Raw genomic sequence first — 15,351 nt, 5'->3', positions numbered from 1 at the left:
CGGGCGTCAGCCCGCCTTGCCCTGCTTCGCGACGGCGGCCTGCGCCTGCGCGATCGCGTCCTGGTCGCCGAGGTAATAGTGCTTGATCGGCTTCAGGTTCTCGTCGAGTTCATACACGAGCGGCACGCCGTTCGGGATGTTCAGGCCGACGATGTCGCTGTCCGAGATGCCGTCGAGGTACTTGATCAGCGCGCGCAGCGAGTTGCCGTGCGCGGCGATCAGCACCTGCTTGCCGGCGCGCACCGCCGGGGCGATCGACTCGTTCCACAGCGGCAGCACGCGCGCGACCGTGTCCTTCAGGCACTCGGTGAGCGGCAGCTGCTCGCGCGGCACCTTCGCGTAGCGCGGGTCGTTGAACGGCGCGCGCTCGTCGGTCGGCTCGAGCGCGGGCGGCGGCGTGTCGTAGCTGCGGCGCCACACGAGCACCTGGTCGTCGCCGAACTTCGCGGCCGTTTCCGCCTTGTTCAGGCCCGACAGCGCGCCGTAGTGGCGCTCGTTCAGGCGCCACGAGTGGACGACCGGCAGGTACATGAGGTCCATCTTGTCCTGCACGTGCCACAGCGTGCGGATCGCGCGCTTGAGCACCGACGTATACGCGATGTCGAACGTGTAGCCGGCCTCCTTGAGCAATTCGCCGGCCTGGTAGGCCTCGTTGCGACCCTGTTCGGTCAGGTCGACGTCGACCCAGCCGGTGAAGCGGTTTTCCTTGTTCCACGTCGATTCGCCGTGGCGGATGAGAACGAGTTTGTACATGGATCTTGCGGTCGGTAGTGAAGGAAGCGGTGGCGCGTCGCGCGGGACCCGACCCGGGCCCGCCATCGCGCAAGACGGTTATTTTATAATGGCGGGATTGTCCTCATCCGATTTCTCTTTTTCCGGCGGAATTCCGTGACGTTCTTTACCAATTACACCAACCTGGCCCTTATCGCGATCCTGGTGGTATCCGGCGGCCTGCTGGCCTGGCCCGCGCTGCGCCGCGGCCGCGGCGGCCTGTCGGCCGCGGAGGCGACGCAACTCATCAACCGCCGCAACGCGGTCGTGATCGACGTGCGCGCCGCGTCCGACTTCGCTGCCGGCCACCTGCCGTCGGCGCGCCAGGTCGCGGCGGGCGAGATCGGCACGAAGATCGCGCAGGTCGCGAAGAACAAGAGCACGCCGGTGCTGCTCGTCTGCCAGAACGGCCAGCAGTCGCAGAAGGCGGCGCGCGAGGTCGAGGCGGCGGGTTACGCCGAGGTGCACGTGCTCGAGGGCGGCGTGGCCGCCTGGCAGCAGGCCGGGATGCCGGTCGTCAAACAAGGAGTGGCGAAGTGAACAAGGTTTTGATGTACAGCACGCAGGTGTGTCCGTATTGCATCCAGGCCGAGCGCCTGCTGAAGCTGCGCGGTGTCGAGCAGATCGAGAAGGTGCTGATCGACCGCGATCCGGCCCGTCGCGACGAAATGATGACGCGCACGGGGCGCCGCACGGTGCCGCAGATCTATATCGGCGACACGCACGTCGGCGGTTACGACGATCTGTCGAAGCTCGACCGCGAAGGCGGCCTCGTCCCGCTTCTGCAAGCGGCCTGATTAGGGCAGAATGGCCGCCGGCCGCGCCGCGGCTTGGGCGCGCAGGATTCATCCGTGGCGGCCGGCGTGAAGCCGGGCCGCCCCGTCACCACTTTTAGGGAAACACCATGTCCGACGTCGAAAACCAACCGTTCTTCAACATCCAGCGCGTCTACCTGAAGGATATGTCGCTCGAGCAGCCGAATTCGCCGGCGATCTTCCTCGAGCAGGACATGCCGTCGGTTGAAGTCGAAGTCGACGTCAAGGCCGACCGCCTCGCGGAAAGCGTGTTCGAAGTCGTCGTGTCGGGCACCGTCACCGCAAAGGTGAAGGACAAGATCGCGTTCCTGATCGAAGCGAAGCAGGCCGGCATTTTCGACATCCGCAACATTCCGGACGAACAGCTCGACCCGCTCGTCGGCATCGCCTGCCCGACGATCCTGTTCCCGTACCTGCGTTCGAACATCGCCGACGCGATCACGCGTGCGGGCTTCCCGCCGATCCACCTGGCGGAAATCAACTTCCAGGCGCTGTACGAACAACGCCTCGCGCAGCTTCAGCAGCAGGCCGGTGCCGCAGCAGGCGCACCGAACGGCACGACGCTGAACTGACGTTTCACTCGGACCGGTGCTGGGTATGAAAGTAGCCGTTCTCGGCGCCGGTGCCTGGGGCACCGCGCTCGCGGGCCATCTGGCCGCGCGGCACGATACGCTTTTGTGGGCGCGCGACGCCGCGCTCATCGCCGGGCTGCAGGCCCGGCACGAAAATTCCCGCTATCTGGACGGCATCGCGCTGCCTGACGTGTTGCGCTACGACGCCGATCTCGGCGCCGCGCTCGCGCATGGCGCCGCGGACGACGCATTGTGCGTGATCGCCGCGCCGGTGGCCGGGTTGCGCACGCTGTGTCACGCGATGCGCGACGCAGGCTGCGTGCCCGCGCATGTCGTCTGGGTTTGCAAGGGCTTCGAGGCCGACACGCATCTGCTGCCGCATCAGGTGATCGCGGCCGAGCTGCCCGGGCAGCTCAGCAACGGCGTGCTGTCGGGGCCGAGCTTCGCGCGCGAAGTCGGGCAGTCGCTGCCCGTCGCGCTGACGGTGGCGAGCACGTCCGCCGAATGCCGCGAGCGCACGCTCGCCGCGTTCCATCACGGCGCGATGCGGATCTACACGGGTGACGACGTGGTCGGCGTCGAGGTCGGCGGCGCGGTGAAGAACGTGCTCGCGATCGCGACCGGCATCGCCGACGGTCTCGGCCTCGGGCTGAACGCGCGCGCCGCGCTGATTACGCGCGGCCTCGCCGAAATGTCGCGCCTCGGTGTCGCGCTCGGCGGCCGGGCGGAAACCTTCACGGGCCTCACGGGCCTCGGCGACCTGATCCTCACCGCCACGGGCGACCTGTCGCGCAACCGCACGGTCGGCCTGCAGCTGGCGGCCGGCCGCACGCTGAACGACATCCTCGGCGCGCTCGGCCACGTGGCCGAAGGTGTGCGCTGCGCGCAGGCCGTGCTGGCCATCGCACGCGCGCAGTCGATCGAAATGCCGATCACCGAAGCCGTGTGCGGCGTGCTGTTCGACGGCATCGCGCCGCGCGACGCCGTCAGCGGCCTGCTGCGGCGCGACGCGCGCGCCGAGTAACGCGGCCCGGCGCCGCCTGGCGCCGTGTTCACTGCGGGCGCGCGGCGTCAAAGCGCGCTACGCTTGAACAGTCTCCGGCGTTCCGGGAGGTTGTCATGCTGCAGATCCATTCCACCACGCTCGATGCGCAGGTCGTCGACATCACGACGCTCGAGGTCGATGCGATCGTCAACGCCGCGAACGGCTCGCTGCTCGGCGGGGGCGGCGTCGACGGCGCGATCCATCGCGCGGCCGGCCCCGGCCTGCTTGCCGAATGCCGCACGCTCGGCGGCTGCGAGACGGGCGACGCCAAGCTCACGCGCGGTCATGGGTTGCCGGCGCGCTACGTGATCCATGCGGTCGGACCCGTGTGGCACGGCGGCGGGCGCGGCGAGGCCGACCTGCTCGCGTCGTGCTACCGGCGCGCGATCGAGCTGGCCGAGGAGGTCGCGGCGACGTCGATCGCGTTCCCGGCGATCAGCTGCGGCATCTATCGTTATCCGGCCGAGGAAGCTGTCGAGATCGCGGTGGGCACCGTTGCCGAAATGCTGCCGCAGGCGCCGAACCTCGCACGCGTGGTGTTCGCGTGCTTTTCTCCCGACATCTACGACCTGTATCGCGCGCGGCTCGCACGGACGTGACGCGTCCCGCGGGGCGCGCTGCGCCGTGCAGGCGTCAGGCGCCGCCTTCGAAGCCGGCCTGGCGCCACGCCTCGAATACGACCACCGCGACCGTGTTCGACAGGTTCAGGCTCCGGTTGTCCGGCCGCATCGGCAGGCGCACGCGCTGTGCGTTCGGGAAGCGCTCGAGCAGCTCGGCGGGCAGGCCGCGCGTTTCCGAGCCGAACACGAACCAGTCGCCGGGCAGGAACGCGTGATCGTGGAAGCGGCCCGAGCCGCGCGTCGTGAACGCGAACATTCGCGCGGGGTCGGGCGTTTCCGTCGCGACGAACGCATCCCAGTCGCGGTGCACGCGCATCTGCGCATACTCGTGATAGTCGAGGCCCGCGCGGCGCATCCGCGCGTCGTCGAGCGGGAAGCCGAGCGGCTCGATCAGGTGCAGGCGCGCGCCCGTGTTGGCGCACAGGCGGATCACGTTGCCGGTGTTCGGCGGAATTTCGGGGGCGACTAGGACGACGTTGAACATGTTTCGGTCTGGCTGGGCCGGCCGGGACGGCGCAACGCGCGCTCCCGGCCGGCCGGTTCGTGGCGGCCGCCGCCGTGTCCGGGCGGCTGGCCTCTCTATCTAATTAATCCCTGGCGGTGCGCAGCGCAACCAGATTCGTCACGCGCGCGGCGCCCGCCGCTTTCAGCGCGTGCGCGGCGGCCGCAAGCGTCGCGCCGGAGGTCATCACGTCGTCGACCAGCGCGACGTGGCGGCCGGCGACGCCGCCCGCCACCGCGAATGCCGCCATCACGTTGTCGCGCCGTGCGTGCCGGTCGAGCCGCGACTGCGGCGCGGTGTCGGCGACGCGCGCGAGCAGCACCGCATCCGCGCGCACGCCGAGCCGCCGCGCGAGCGGACGCGCGATCGCCCACGCCTGGTTGTAGCCGCGCGCGACGAGCCGCCGGTGCGACAGCGGTACCGGCGCCACCAGGTCGAAGCCGCCGGCGCCGGGCGTATCGTCGATCAACCGGGCGAGCCGCGCCGCGAATTCGGTGCCGAGCGCGAGTTGCCGGTGAAACTTCAGGCCGCGCGCGAGCCCGTCGAGCGGTGCGCGGTAATCCGCCAGCGCGAGCGTCGCATCGAACGGCGGCGGCGCCGTGCGGCACGCGTCGCAACGGTATGCGGTAACGCGGCCGGCGCGAGCGCCACGTAGCGGGGGCGAACGCGATGGCCCGATGCCCAGCGGCAGCGCGCAGACGTCGCAGCGCAGCCGCGCTTCATTCCAGTACGCGGCGTCGCAAGCACCGCAAATCACGGCGTGTGACAAATTGCCGCACAGTGCGCAGCGATTCGGCAGCGCGACCGCGATGACGCGCGCTGCCAGCGCGCGAACCTGCGACAAAGCGACGCGCATCGTGCGCGGGGCGGAACGGCGGATCATTGCAACACTCCTGACACCCCGCCTCAATGAAGCCTGCGGGGCGAGCGAGTATACTTCGGGCTCTTCGCCAGTGTGCCCGACATGTCCCCAGCTTCGACTTCAACCGGCCGTCCGGCCAATGACGCAAGGCGCCTGCGGCGGATCTTCGACCGCCGTGCCGCCACGTTCGATGCGGTCGCGTTCCTGCCGCGCGAGATCGCGCAGCGCATGAACGAGCGCCTCGAATACATCAAGGTGAGCCCCACGGCCGTGCTGGACGCGGGCTGCGGCCCGGGCGACGACCTGCCGGCGCTGCGCGCGCGCTTTCCCGAGGCGCCCGTGTTCGGCGTCGACCTGTCCGGCGCGATGCTCGCGCGAGCAGGGCAGCGCGAGGTCGAGCAGACGAGCTGGCGCCGCTGGCTGCCGGCCTCGCTCGGCCGCGCACTGGGCCCGCGCGGCCCGCGCGTCGCGCAGGCCGATTTCGCCGCGCTGCCGTTTCCCGGCGGCGCGTTCGACCTGATCTGGTCGAATCTCGCCCTCCACTGGCATTCGCGCCCGGACGCGGTGCTGCCCGAATGGCAGCGCGTGCTGCGCGTGAACGGGCTGCTGATGTTCAGCACGCTCGGCCCCGATACGCTGCGCGAACTGCGCGCGGCCTGCGCGGACGCCGAAGCGGCGCTGGGCATGGCGCCGCCCGCCGCGCGCGTGATCGATTTCGTCGACATGCACGACCTCGGCGACATGCTCGTCGAGAGCGGCTTCGAGATTCCGGTGATGGATCAGGAAGTGCTGACCGTCACCTACAAATCCCCCGACTCGCTGCTGGCCGACGTGCGCCGCTGGGGCGCCTATCCGTTCGACCGCGAGGCGCCGCAGCGCGCGACGCGGCGCTTTCGCGCGGCGCTCGGCGACGCGCTGGAGGCCCGCCGGCGCGAGGACGGCACGATTCCGCTGACATTCGAAGTGATCTACGGCCACGCGTGGAAGGCCGTGCCCCGCACGACCGCCGAAGGGCACGGGATCGTGCGCATCGAGGACATCGGAAAGGGGCGTCCGAAGAATCGGTAAAGCGGTAAAGAGGGGTTTTGTTATGTCTGAAATTAGCGGCGCAAAGCGGGGTCGAATTGGCGCCTAAAATGGCCGGAAAGCTTGTCGCGCTTGGCTCGCGGGCCGATAGTCGCTTGCTTGTGGATGCCATTGAACCCGCCTATAATGCGTCAGCTTGTCGTCCCGGGGTCCCCGCAATACGGGCCGACGAGTCCGATGCAGGCATGCATCGCATGCCATTCGCGTGAGGCGGCGATGGAAGCAGCGAGGGTGTTGGCGGAGACGACGAACGGCGAGCCGGTCCTCGAAGACTGGCTGATGAAACGCAACTGTTCGGCGTCGCCGCGCCAGTTCGTGCTGTTTTATGCGTCGCTCGCGAGCTTCTCGCTGGTGATCGCGACATTGCTGATGTGGCGGGGGGCTTGGCTCGTCATGCCCTTCACCGGAATCGAGTTGCTGGCTGTGGGTGTCGCATTTGCGATCTATGCTCGCCATGCGGTCGATTACGAACGCATCAGGCTGTATCCGCACCGGCTCGTGATCGAGCGGATGGATGCGGAGCGGCTCACGCAGATCGAATTCAACCCGCGCTGGGTGCGGGTCGAGCCGGGTGCGACGCCACGCGATCCGATTCGGCTGGTATCGCGCGGGCAGACCGTCGTAATCGGTCAGCATCTCGCGCAGTACAAGCGTGCGCAGTTCGCCGACGAACTGCGTATATCGCTCAGGCGCTGCGGCTGACGAGGCGCGGGCACCGGCGGATAGGGCCGGTCGCTTGCGACGGGGGAGGGTTTGAATGGAAATTTTGGGTAAGGATGCTATGAAAACAATCAAGCGAGCCCTCGCGGGCGTGCTGGCATGCAGCGGATTGCTCTTTGCCGGTGCCGCCCTGGCGGTCGGTGATAGCCCGGGCGGCCCCCGTGTCAACGAGATCAACTTTCAGCCGCCTGTCACGAAGATCGCCGAGGAGCTCTACGATCTCCACACGATGATGCTCATCCTCTGTACGGTGATCTTCGTCGGCGTGTTCGGCGTGATGTTCTATTCGATCTTCGCGCACCGCAAATCCAAGGGCCACAAGGCCGCCAATTTCCATGAAAGCACGACCGTCGAGATCATCTGGACGATCGTGCCGTTCGTCATCGTCGTGCTGATGGCGCTGCCGGCGACGAAGGCCGTCGTCGCGATGAAGGACACGACCAACGCCGATCTCACGATCAAGGTCACCGGCTACCAGTGGAAGTGGGGCTACGACTACGTGAAGGGCCCGGGCGAGGGCATCGGCTTCCTGTCGACGCTCAGCACCCCGCGTGACGAAGTGATGGGCAAGAAGCCGATCACCGACACCTATCTGCAGGAAGTCGACAACCCGCTCGTCGTGCCGGTCAACAAGAAGATCCGCATCATCACGACCGCGAACGACGTCGTCCACTCGTGGTACGTGCCCGCGTTCGGCGTGAAGCAGGATGCGATCCCCGGCTTCGTGCGCGACACGTGGTTCAAGGCCGACAAGGTCGGTACGTTCCGCGGTTTCTGTACCGAGCTGTGCGGCAAGGAACACGCGTACATGCCGGTCGTGGTCGAAGTCCTGTCGGATGACGACTACGCGAAGTGGGTCACCGCGCAGAAGGCCAAGCTGGCCAGCGCCGCAGTCGATCCGAACAAGGTCTACACGATGGCTGAGCTCGTCGCGCACGGCGAGGAAGTCTATAAGGCGAACTGCGCGGCCTGCCACCAGGTGAACGGCAAGGGCCTCGGCGCCTTCCCGGCCATGGATGGCAGCCCGATCGTGAACGGCCCGATCGCTGCTCACGTCGAGCGCGTGCTGCACGGCAAGGGCGCGATGCCGTCCTGGGCGTCGCTGTCGGATCTCGACATCGCGTCGGTCGTCACGTACGAACGCAATTCGTGGGGCAACCACAAGAACGACCTGCTGCAGCCGAAGCAAGTGGCCGACGCGCGTAACGGCAAGATGCCGGAAGACGCGGCGGGCGCAGCGGCAGCGGCACCGGCGGAAGCCGCTTCGGCACCGGCGCAGGCTGCGTCGGGCGCGGAGCAGCCGGCGGCAGCGGCCTCGGCCGCACTGTCGACGATCTACTTCGAGACGGGCAAGAGCGTGCTGCCGGCCGACGCGAAGGCGGCGATCGCCGCCGCGGCCGACTATGCGAAGGCACATCCGGACGCGAAGCTCGCGCTGTCGGGTTTTACCGACAAGACGGGCTCGGCCGACGCGAACGCCGAACTGGCGAAGCATCGCGCACAAGCCGTGCGCGACGCGCTGAAGGCAGCAGGCGTGGCGGAAGACCACATTATTCTCAAAAAGCCGGAAACGATCACGGGCGGGGCTGACGCGAAGGAAGCCCGGCGTGTCGAGATCGGCCCGGCGGCTTGACGTGTCGCTGAGTTAGTCGACGTATTCGCATTAGGAGATTCTCATGTCTAGCATCGGGCACGACGTAGCCGCGGACCACGCGCACGACGACCACGCGCACGAAATGCCGCACGGCTGGCGGCGCTGGCTGTTCGCCACCAACCACAAGGACATCGGTACGCTGTACCTGTTGTTCTCGTTCATCATGTTCCTGTCGGGCGGCGTGATGGCGCTCGCCATCCGGGCCGAGCTGTTCGAACCGGGCCTGCAGATCATGCGTCCGGAGTTCTTCAACGAACTCACGACGATGCACGGCCTGATCATGGTGTTCGGCGCGATCATGCCGGCGTTCGTCGGCTTCGCGAACTGGATGATTCCGCTGCAGATCGGCGCGTCCGACATGGCGTTCGCGCGGATGAACAACTTCAGCTTCTGGCTGCTGCCGGTCGCGGCCGTGCTGCTGGTCGGTTCGTTCTTCGCGCCGGGCGGCGCGACGGCCGCCGGCTGGACGCTGTACGCGCCGCTGTCGACGCAGATGGGTCCGGGCATGGACTTCGCGATCTTCGCGGTCCACATCATGGGCGCCTCGTCGATCATGGGCGGGATCAACATCGTCGTGACGATCCTGAACATGCGCGCACCGGGCATGACGCTGATGAAGATGCCGATGTTCGCATGGACGTGGCTGATCACGGCGTACCTGCTGATCGCGGTGATGCCGGTTCTGGCAGGCGCGATCACGATGGTGCTGTTCGACCGCCACTTCGGCACGTCGTTCTTCAACGCGGCAGGCGGCGGCGACCCGGTGATGTACCAGCACATCTTCTGGTTCTTCGGCCATCCCGAGGTGTACATCATGATTCTGCCGGCGTTCGGGATCGTGTCGCAGGTGATCCCGGCGTTCGCACGCAAGACGCTGTTCGGCTATAGCTCGATGGTGTACGCGACGGCTTCGATCGCAATCCTGTCGTTCATGGTCTGGGCGCACCACATGTTCGCAACGGGCATGCCGGTCACCGGCCAGCTGTTCTTCATGTACGCGACGATGCTGATCGCGGTGCCGACGGGCGTGAAGGTGTTCAACTGGCTCGCGACGATGTGGCGCGGCTCGATGACGTTCGAAACCCCGATGCTGTTCGCGATCGGCTTCCTGTTCGTGTTCACGTTCGGCGGTCTCACGGGCCTGATGCTCGCGATGGCGCCGCTCGACATCCAGTATCACGGTACCTACTTCGTGGTGGCGCACTTCCACTACGTGCTGGTGGCCGGCTCATTGTTCGCGCTGTTCTCGGGCTGGTACTACTGGGCGCCGAAGTGGACGGGCTGGATGTACAACGAGACGCGCGGCAAGATCCACTTCTGGGCGTCGATGATCTTCTTCAACCTGACGTTCTTCCCGATGCACTTCGTCGGTCTCGCAGGCATGCCGCGTCGCTACGCGGACTACCCGGCGCAGTTCACGGACTTCAACCAGGTGGCGACGATCGGCGCATTCGGCTTCGGCCTCGCGCAGGTGTACTTCCTGTTCGCCGTCGCGCTGCCGGCCTACCGTGGCGGCGGCGAGCTGGAAAAGGCGTCGGACAAGCCGTGGGATGGCGCGGAAGGCCTCGAGTGGACGGTGCCGAGCCCGGCTCCCTTCCACACGTTCGAGCAACCGCCGCACGTCGAGTAAGTTTCACAGTGCGTTCCGCCGCTGCCTGCCGCGCAGGCAGGCGCGGCGGGCGCCGAACCGAAGTTTCAGATGAACCGGAATCCACAAGAAAGACGAACGCCCGAGCAGATCCGCGCGGGCAACAAGCGGCTCGGCCTCATCCTGCTCGTCATCGCCGCCGTTTTTTTTGTGGGTGTCGTGATCAAGCAGTGGTGGCTGTCCACTCACTGATGCAGCAACAGACGCAGTAGCGAGGAAGTTGTCGTATGTCGAAGCCGGAAGAGGGCGCCGTCGATCGCGCGTTCAATCGTTCGATGCTGGTGAAGCTCTTCGTCGTGGCCGGGCTGATGTTCGGTTTCGGCTTCGCGCTGATCCCGATGTATCGGGCGATCTGCCAGATCACCGGCATCAACAACTTGGTGCAGCGCGATGTCAGCGAGCGCGAGGTGAAGAACTCGCAGGTCGACTATAGCCGCACGGTGTCGGTCGAGTTCGATGCGAACGCGCGCGGCCCGCTCGGTTTCAAGCCGGAGCACAACAGTCTCGACGTGCATCCGGGCGAGCTGATGACGATCGTGTACGACGTGACGAACGGGCAGGGCCGGCCGGTCGTTGCGCAGGCGATTCCGAGCTACGCGCCGAAGCAGGCGACGGAGTTCTTCAAGAAGATCGAGTGCTTTTGCTTTACGCAGCAGACGCTGGCCGCGAACGAGTCGCGCAAGATGCCGGTGGTGTTCGTGATCGATCCGAAACTGCCGAAGGACGTGAAGACGATCACGCTGTCGTACACGTTCTTCGAGCTGAATACGCCGGCCACGCCGGCGCCGGCGCCGGGCAAGACCGCGGCGCAGGGCGCGGCGAAGCCGGACGCATGACGACGGAGGCGGGGGCGATGACGGAGGGCAAGCGGGGCGGATCGTTCGGCCAGGCGCTGAAAGCGGTGTTGTGGTCGTTCTTCGGGGTGCGCAAGCGGCGCGACCTGGAGGCCGACGCGACGCAGCTGAATCCGCTGCACGTGCTGATCGTCGCGTTGTTGGCAGCCGGTTTGTTCATCGGCGTGCTGATCCTGGTCGTGCGTGCCGTCGTGGGCTGAAGCCCGCGGCCACGAAGGAAGAATGCAGTGCGTGGCGCCACGGCGCCGCGTGCAGGAAGGAGCGGTGGTGGTCACGCCGCGCAAGAAATAAAGCCGGAGCGGTTTCCGGTACACAAATTGGACAGAAGTGGAGAATCAAGCATGAGCGGTCAAAACCAGACCCCGTACTATTTCGTGCCGCATCCGTCGCACCATCCGATCAGTGCGGCCATCGGCCTGCTGGTCATGCTCGGATCGGCGGCGCTGTGGATCAACGGTCACGACTGGGCGCCGTTTACGGCGCTGCTCGGCCTGCTGTGGTTGCTCTTCACGCTGTATCACTGGTTCGGCGACGCGATCGCCGAATCGGAAGGCGGTCACTACGGCAAGAACGTCGACAAGTCGTACCGCTGGAGCATGAGCTGGTTCATCTTCTCGGAAGTCATGTTCTTCGGCGCGTTCTTCGGCGCGCTGTTCTATGCACGTGAAATCGCGCTGCACCAGCTCGGCAGCCTCGACTACAAGCTGATCTGGCCGGATTTCTCCGCCGTGTGGCCGAACGAAGGCCCCGCCGCGCTCGCCGGTCACTTCAAGACGATGGGCCCGTGGCCGATCCCGACGCTGAATACCGCATTCCTGCTGTCGTCGGGCGTGACGCTGACGATCTCGCACCACGCACTGCGTGACGATCATCGCAAGAAGGCGATCGCCTGGCTGGCCGCGACGCTCGCGTTCGGTATCTGCTTCCTGTTCCTGCAAGGCTTCGAGTACTACCACGCGTACAACGAACTGAACCTGACGCTGAACTCGGGCGTGTATGGTTCGACGTTCTTCCTGCTGACCGGCTTCCACGGCTTCCACGTGTTCCTCGGCGGCACGATGCTCGCGGTGGTGCTGGTGCGGATGATCCGCGGCCACTTCAAGCCCGATCACCACTTCGCATTCGAAGGCGCCGCGTGGTACTGGCACTTCGTCGACGTCGTCTGGCTCGGCCTGTACGTCGTCGTCTACTGGCTGTAAATGGAACAACGGCCCGCGCAGCAATGCGCGGGCCGTTTTCATTGGGTCGGCCGGGCAGCGTGACTGCCGGCTTTCACCACCCGGGCGCCGCCGCGACTCAGTCAGGCGGCGCTTTTGCTTGGTGCCGTGGCCGTGCGGCGAAATGCCACAGCGGCCGCGGCGGCGAATCGATCAACGCCCGATCGGCAGGCCGGTCGAATGGATCCAGCCCATCCCGTTCGCGATCAGGATGAGCAGGAACAGCGACACCGACAGCCCGACGCGGGTGGCGAGCGACCAGACCATGCGTTTCGTGTGGCCGCGGTCGTGCATCATGAAGTAGAGCGCCGAGCCCATGCTGGCAATGATAAGGACGAAGGCGATGGGAACGAGTATGTGCATGACACGAACCGGACGACGGCAATTCGAAAGGAAGAGGATAATTATCGCACTTCGCCTGTCGGCAGGTGCCGGGCGGGCCGCATGATGAAGATCCGCTGGCTGCCCGCGTTGCTGATCGTCGTCGTCGTCGCGGTCACGATCCGTCTCGGTTTCTGGCAGCGCGACCGCGCGCACCAGAAGGAAGCGCTGCAGGCGAGCATCGCGCGCTACGAGCAGGCGGCGCCCGTCGACATCGGCGCGCAGCCGATGCCGCTCGCGTCGATCGAGTTCCATCGCGTGCGTGCGACGGGCCGCTTCCTGCCCGAGCAGGCCGTGTTCCTCGACAATCGGCCGTATAACGACCAGCCGGGTTTTTACGTCGTGATGCCGTTTAAACTCACGGGCGGCGGCGTCGTGCTCGTGAACCGCGGCTGGCTGCCGCGCAATATTTCCGATCGCACGGCGATCGAGCCGTTCGCGACGCCCGCGGGCGACGTCGAGATCGTGGGCATCGCGCGCGCCGACGCGTCGCGCGCGTTCGAGCTCGGCGAAGGCGGGTCGGCCGCGCACCAGAAGATCCGGCAGAACCTGGACGTCGCCGCGTATGCGAAGGAAACGGGGCTGCCGCTGCAGCCGTTCGTGATCCAGCAGACGAGCGACGACGGCGACAAGCTCGTGCGCGACTGGCCGGCGGCGACGACCGGCGTCGAGCGCAATTACGGTTACATGTTTCAGTGGTGGGCGATGGCGGCGGCCGCGCTCGGCTTCGGCCTGTACGCCGCGCGGCGTGCGGCGAAGAAGTCGGCCGGCGCGTGAGCGCCATGCCAGGACGCGGCGCTCGCGCCGCGGGTTCGTTTCGAGAGGTCTGATTTGTCCATGCAATCTCCCCGTCAAGGTTCGGCCGCTGCGCCGATGTCGCCGGCGGCCCGCAAGCGCGGCCGCTGGATGCTCGTGCTGCTGGGTCTCGTGTGCGCCGCGCCGATGATCGCGTCGTACTTCACCTATTACGTGATCAAGCCGAAGGGCGGCTCGACCAACTACGGCACGCTGATCGAGCCGCAGCGCCCGATCCCCGCGGATCTGCAGGTAACCGACGAAACCGGCAAGACCGTGCCGCTGTCGTCGCTGCGCGGCGTGTGGCTGTTCGTGATGACCGACCGCAGCGCGTGCGACGAGGCCTGCGCGAAGAAGCTCTATTTCATGCGCCAGATCCGCGTCACGCAGGCGGGCGAGCGGCACCGGCTCACGATGGTCTGGCTGCGCAGCGATGCGGGCGCGATGCCGCAGAAGGTGCTGGACGCGTACCCCGACACGCGCCGGCTCGTCGCCGATCCGGCCGCGGTGGCCGCGTGGCTGCCGGCCGACGCCGGCACGAAGGACAGTGACCACCTCTACATGGTCGACCCGAACGGCAACCTGATGATGCGTTTCCCGAAGGATCCGAACCCCGGCAAGATCAAGGCGGACGTGACGAAGCTGCTGAAGTGGTCGAGCATCGGCTAACGCAACACGAGAGGCATTGAACCGATGGCGTATCTACTGCAACTCGGCCTGATCGGCTTCTGCATCGCGCTGCTGCCGCTGTCGTACGTGTGGGTGAAGGCCGACGACAACAAGTTTCGCAAGCTGGTGTGGATCACCACCTTCCTGACGCTCGACCTGGTGATGTTCGGCGGCTTCACGCGGCTGACCGATTCGGGGCTCGGCTGCCCGGACTGGCCCGGCTGCTACGGCACGTCGTCGCCGTTCATCGCGCACGCCGCGATCACGGCCGCGCACCAGGCGATGCCGACGGGCCCCGTCAGCATGTCGAAGGCGTGGATCGAGATGATCCACCGCTATTTCGCGATGGCGATCGGCGTGCTGATCATCGCGCAGGTCGTGATCGCGTGGTCCGCGCGGCTGCGCCGCCGCCCGCTGCACGTGTCGCCGTGGTGGCCGACGAGTCTACTGCTGCTGATCCTCGTGCAGGGCGCGTTTGGCGCGTGGACGGTCACGATGAAGCTGCAGCCGGTGATCGTCACGATCCATCTGCTGCTCGGCCTCGCGCTGCTCGGCACGCTCGGCTGGCTCGCGGCGCGGCAGACGCCGCTGCCGTCGCATGACCCCGAAGCCGGCCGCTATCGCGCGGCCGCGCTCGCGGCGCTCGTGCTGCTGGTCGTGCAGATCGCGCTCGGCGGCTGGGTGAGCACCAACTACGCGGTGCTCGCGTGCACCGACTTCCCGACCTGCAACGGCCAGTGGATCCCGCCGATGGATTTCCAGCACGGCTTCCACCTGTGGCGCGCGCTCGGGATGACGAAGGACGGCGACGCGATCACGCAGGACGCGCTGGTCGCGATCCACTGGACGCACCGCACGTTCGCGTTCGTGGTGGTCGCGTACCTGGTCGCGTTCGCGCTGAAGATGCGCCGCTTCGAATCGCTGCGGCGCCCCGCGAACGGCGTGCTGGTGGTGGTCCTGCTGCAGTTCGTGACGGGCCTGACCAACATCGTGCTGCAGTGGCCGCTGCCGGTCGCCGTCGCGCACAACGGCGGGGCCGCGATCCTGCTGCTGCTCGTCGTCATGTTAAACTTTCGCATCCTTTCAAGCCGCCCCGGCCGTGTCGCGCAGCCTGCGCGCGACGCCGCCCCGGCGTGACCG

The 15,351-nt window shown here is 66.9% G+C and carries 20 protein-coding genes; 16 read left to right on the top strand and 4 right to left on the bottom strand.

All coding sequences use genetic code 11. The features are described from left to right. Window positions 1-6 precede the first annotated feature (6 nt). The gene (gene gpmA, locus CFB43_RS15800; protein ID WP_027789056.1) at window positions 7-753 is read right to left on the bottom strand and encodes a 2,3-diphosphoglycerate-dependent phosphoglycerate mutase; all 747 of its coding nucleotides are present in this window, start codon (window positions 751-753) and stop codon (window positions 7-9) included. Between the two features lie 135 nt (window positions 754-888). Between gpmA and CFB43_RS15795 the strand changes: the two genes are divergently transcribed. The 5 genes from CFB43_RS15795 (at window position 889) to CFB43_RS15775 (ending at window position 3,802) form a co-directional block, all read left to right on the top strand. After that, window positions 889-1,311 (top strand): rhodanese-like domain-containing protein, encoded by a 423-nt coding sequence (locus CFB43_RS15795; RefSeq protein ID WP_089426395.1) that lies wholly within the window; start codon window positions 889-891, stop codon window positions 1,309-1,311. After that, window positions 1,308-1,568 (top strand): glutaredoxin 3, encoded by a 261-nt coding sequence (gene grxC, locus CFB43_RS15790; RefSeq protein WP_039346228.1) that lies wholly within the window; start codon window positions 1,308-1,310, stop codon window positions 1,566-1,568. The genes CFB43_RS15795 and grxC overlap by 4 nt, the downstream gene beginning before the upstream one ends. Before the next feature lie 107 nt (window positions 1,569-1,675). Continuing rightward, a complete protein-coding gene (gene secB, locus CFB43_RS15785; RefSeq protein WP_089426394.1) occupies window positions 1,676-2,158 on the top strand; it encodes a protein-export chaperone SecB in 483 nt (160 codons plus the stop codon). A gap of 25 nt (window positions 2,159-2,183) precedes the next feature. Further along, window positions 2,184-3,182 (top strand): NAD(P)H-dependent glycerol-3-phosphate dehydrogenase, encoded by a 999-nt coding sequence (locus CFB43_RS15780; protein ID WP_089495688.1) that lies wholly within the window; start codon window positions 2,184-2,186, stop codon window positions 3,180-3,182. A gap of 95 nt (window positions 3,183-3,277) precedes the next feature. After that, window positions 3,278-3,802 carry an O-acetyl-ADP-ribose deacetylase gene (locus CFB43_RS15775; RefSeq protein WP_089495687.1) on the top strand — a complete coding sequence of 175 codons (525 nt, stop codon included), beginning with the start codon at window positions 3,278-3,280 and terminating at the stop codon, window positions 3,800-3,802. A gap of 34 nt (window positions 3,803-3,836) precedes the next feature. Here the strand turns inward: CFB43_RS15775 and trmL are convergent, their stop codons facing one another. Both trmL and CFB43_RS15765 read right to left on the bottom strand, forming a co-directional pair. Continuing rightward, window positions 3,837-4,307, bottom strand: a complete 471-nt coding sequence (gene trmL, locus CFB43_RS15770) for a tRNA (uridine(34)/cytosine(34)/5-carboxymethylaminomethyluridine(34)-2'-O)-methyltransferase TrmL (RefSeq protein ID WP_089495686.1) — start codon at window positions 4,305-4,307, stop codon at window positions 3,837-3,839. Between the two features lie 103 nt (window positions 4,308-4,410). Then, window positions 4,411-5,208 (bottom strand): ComF family protein, encoded by a 798-nt coding sequence (locus CFB43_RS15765; protein WP_089495685.1) that lies wholly within the window; start codon window positions 5,206-5,208, stop codon window positions 4,411-4,413. 81 nt (window positions 5,209-5,289) lie between these two features. Here CFB43_RS15765 and CFB43_RS15760 point away from each other — a divergent pair, with 81 nt between their 5' ends. The 8 genes from CFB43_RS15760 to CFB43_RS15725 all read left to right on the top strand — a co-directional run bounded on the left by CFB43_RS15760 (window position 5,290) and on the right by CFB43_RS15725 (window position 12,348). Continuing rightward, window positions 5,290-6,255: a methyltransferase domain-containing protein gene (locus tag CFB43_RS15760; protein WP_089495684.1), complete on the top strand. Its 966-nt coding sequence runs from the start codon at window positions 5,290-5,292 to the stop codon at window positions 6,253-6,255. Between the two features lie 195 nt (window positions 6,256-6,450). Beyond that, window positions 6,451-6,975, top strand: a complete 525-nt coding sequence (locus CFB43_RS15755; protein ID WP_089441077.1) for a DUF2244 domain-containing protein — start codon at window positions 6,451-6,453, stop codon at window positions 6,973-6,975. A 55-nt stretch (window positions 6,976-7,030) separates the two neighbouring features. Then, window positions 7,031-8,626, top strand: a complete 1,596-nt coding sequence (coxB, locus tag CFB43_RS15750) for a cytochrome c oxidase subunit II (RefSeq protein WP_089495683.1) — start codon at window positions 7,031-7,033, stop codon at window positions 8,624-8,626. A gap of 43 nt (window positions 8,627-8,669) precedes the next feature. Further along, the gene (gene ctaD, locus CFB43_RS15745) at window positions 8,670-10,277 is read left to right on the top strand and encodes a cytochrome c oxidase subunit I (protein ID WP_069248929.1); all 1,608 of its coding nucleotides are present in this window, start codon (window positions 8,670-8,672) and stop codon (window positions 10,275-10,277) included. A gap of 69 nt (window positions 10,278-10,346) precedes the next feature. Continuing rightward, entirely contained in the window at window positions 10,347-10,487 is a 141-nt protein-coding gene (locus tag CFB43_RS38410; protein WP_006760728.1) for a cytochrome oxidase small assembly protein, read from the top strand. A gap of 35 nt (window positions 10,488-10,522) precedes the next feature. Further along, entirely contained in the window at window positions 10,523-11,131 is a 609-nt protein-coding gene (locus CFB43_RS15735; protein ID WP_089426388.1) for a cytochrome c oxidase assembly protein, read from the top strand. Window positions 11,132-11,148: 17 nt separating this feature from the next. Then, window positions 11,149-11,349 (top strand): DUF2970 domain-containing protein, encoded by a 201-nt coding sequence (locus tag CFB43_RS15730; RefSeq protein ID WP_089426387.1) that lies wholly within the window; start codon window positions 11,149-11,151, stop codon window positions 11,347-11,349. 141 nt (window positions 11,350-11,490) lie between these two features. After that, window positions 11,491-12,348 (top strand): cytochrome c oxidase subunit 3, encoded by an 858-nt coding sequence (locus CFB43_RS15725; RefSeq protein WP_059233128.1) that lies wholly within the window; start codon window positions 11,491-11,493, stop codon window positions 12,346-12,348. A 171-nt stretch (window positions 12,349-12,519) separates the two neighbouring features. Here CFB43_RS15725 and CFB43_RS15720 read toward each other — a convergent pair whose 3' ends face one another. Continuing rightward, window positions 12,520-12,729, bottom strand: coding sequence for a twin transmembrane helix small protein (locus CFB43_RS15720; RefSeq protein WP_043187227.1), 210 nt, complete (start codon window positions 12,727-12,729; stop codon window positions 12,520-12,522). Window positions 12,730-12,813: 84 nt separating this feature from the next. Here CFB43_RS15720 and CFB43_RS15715 point away from each other — a divergent pair, with 84 nt between their 5' ends. From CFB43_RS15715 to CFB43_RS15705, 3 genes are read left to right on the top strand one after another with little or no spacing between them, the layout of a single operon-like run. Next, window positions 12,814-13,524, top strand: a complete 711-nt coding sequence (locus CFB43_RS15715; protein WP_256990029.1) for an SURF1 family protein — start codon at window positions 12,814-12,816, stop codon at window positions 13,522-13,524. 60 nt (window positions 13,525-13,584) lie between these two features. Then, the gene (locus tag CFB43_RS15710; protein WP_089431714.1) at window positions 13,585-14,211 is read left to right on the top strand and encodes an SCO family protein; all 627 of its coding nucleotides are present in this window, start codon (window positions 13,585-13,587) and stop codon (window positions 14,209-14,211) included. Window positions 14,212-14,235: 24 nt separating this feature from the next. Continuing rightward, window positions 14,236-15,348, top strand: a complete 1,113-nt coding sequence (locus CFB43_RS15705; protein ID WP_089495681.1) for a COX15/CtaA family protein — start codon at window positions 14,236-14,238, stop codon at window positions 15,346-15,348. Window positions 15,349-15,351 lie beyond the last annotated feature (3 nt).

This window comes from Burkholderia sp. AU15512, assembly GCF_002223325.1.
Taxonomy (GTDB): Bacteria; Pseudomonadota; Gammaproteobacteria; order Burkholderiales; family Burkholderiaceae; genus Burkholderia.
This window is presented reverse-complemented; position numbering and strand designations above follow the sequence as displayed.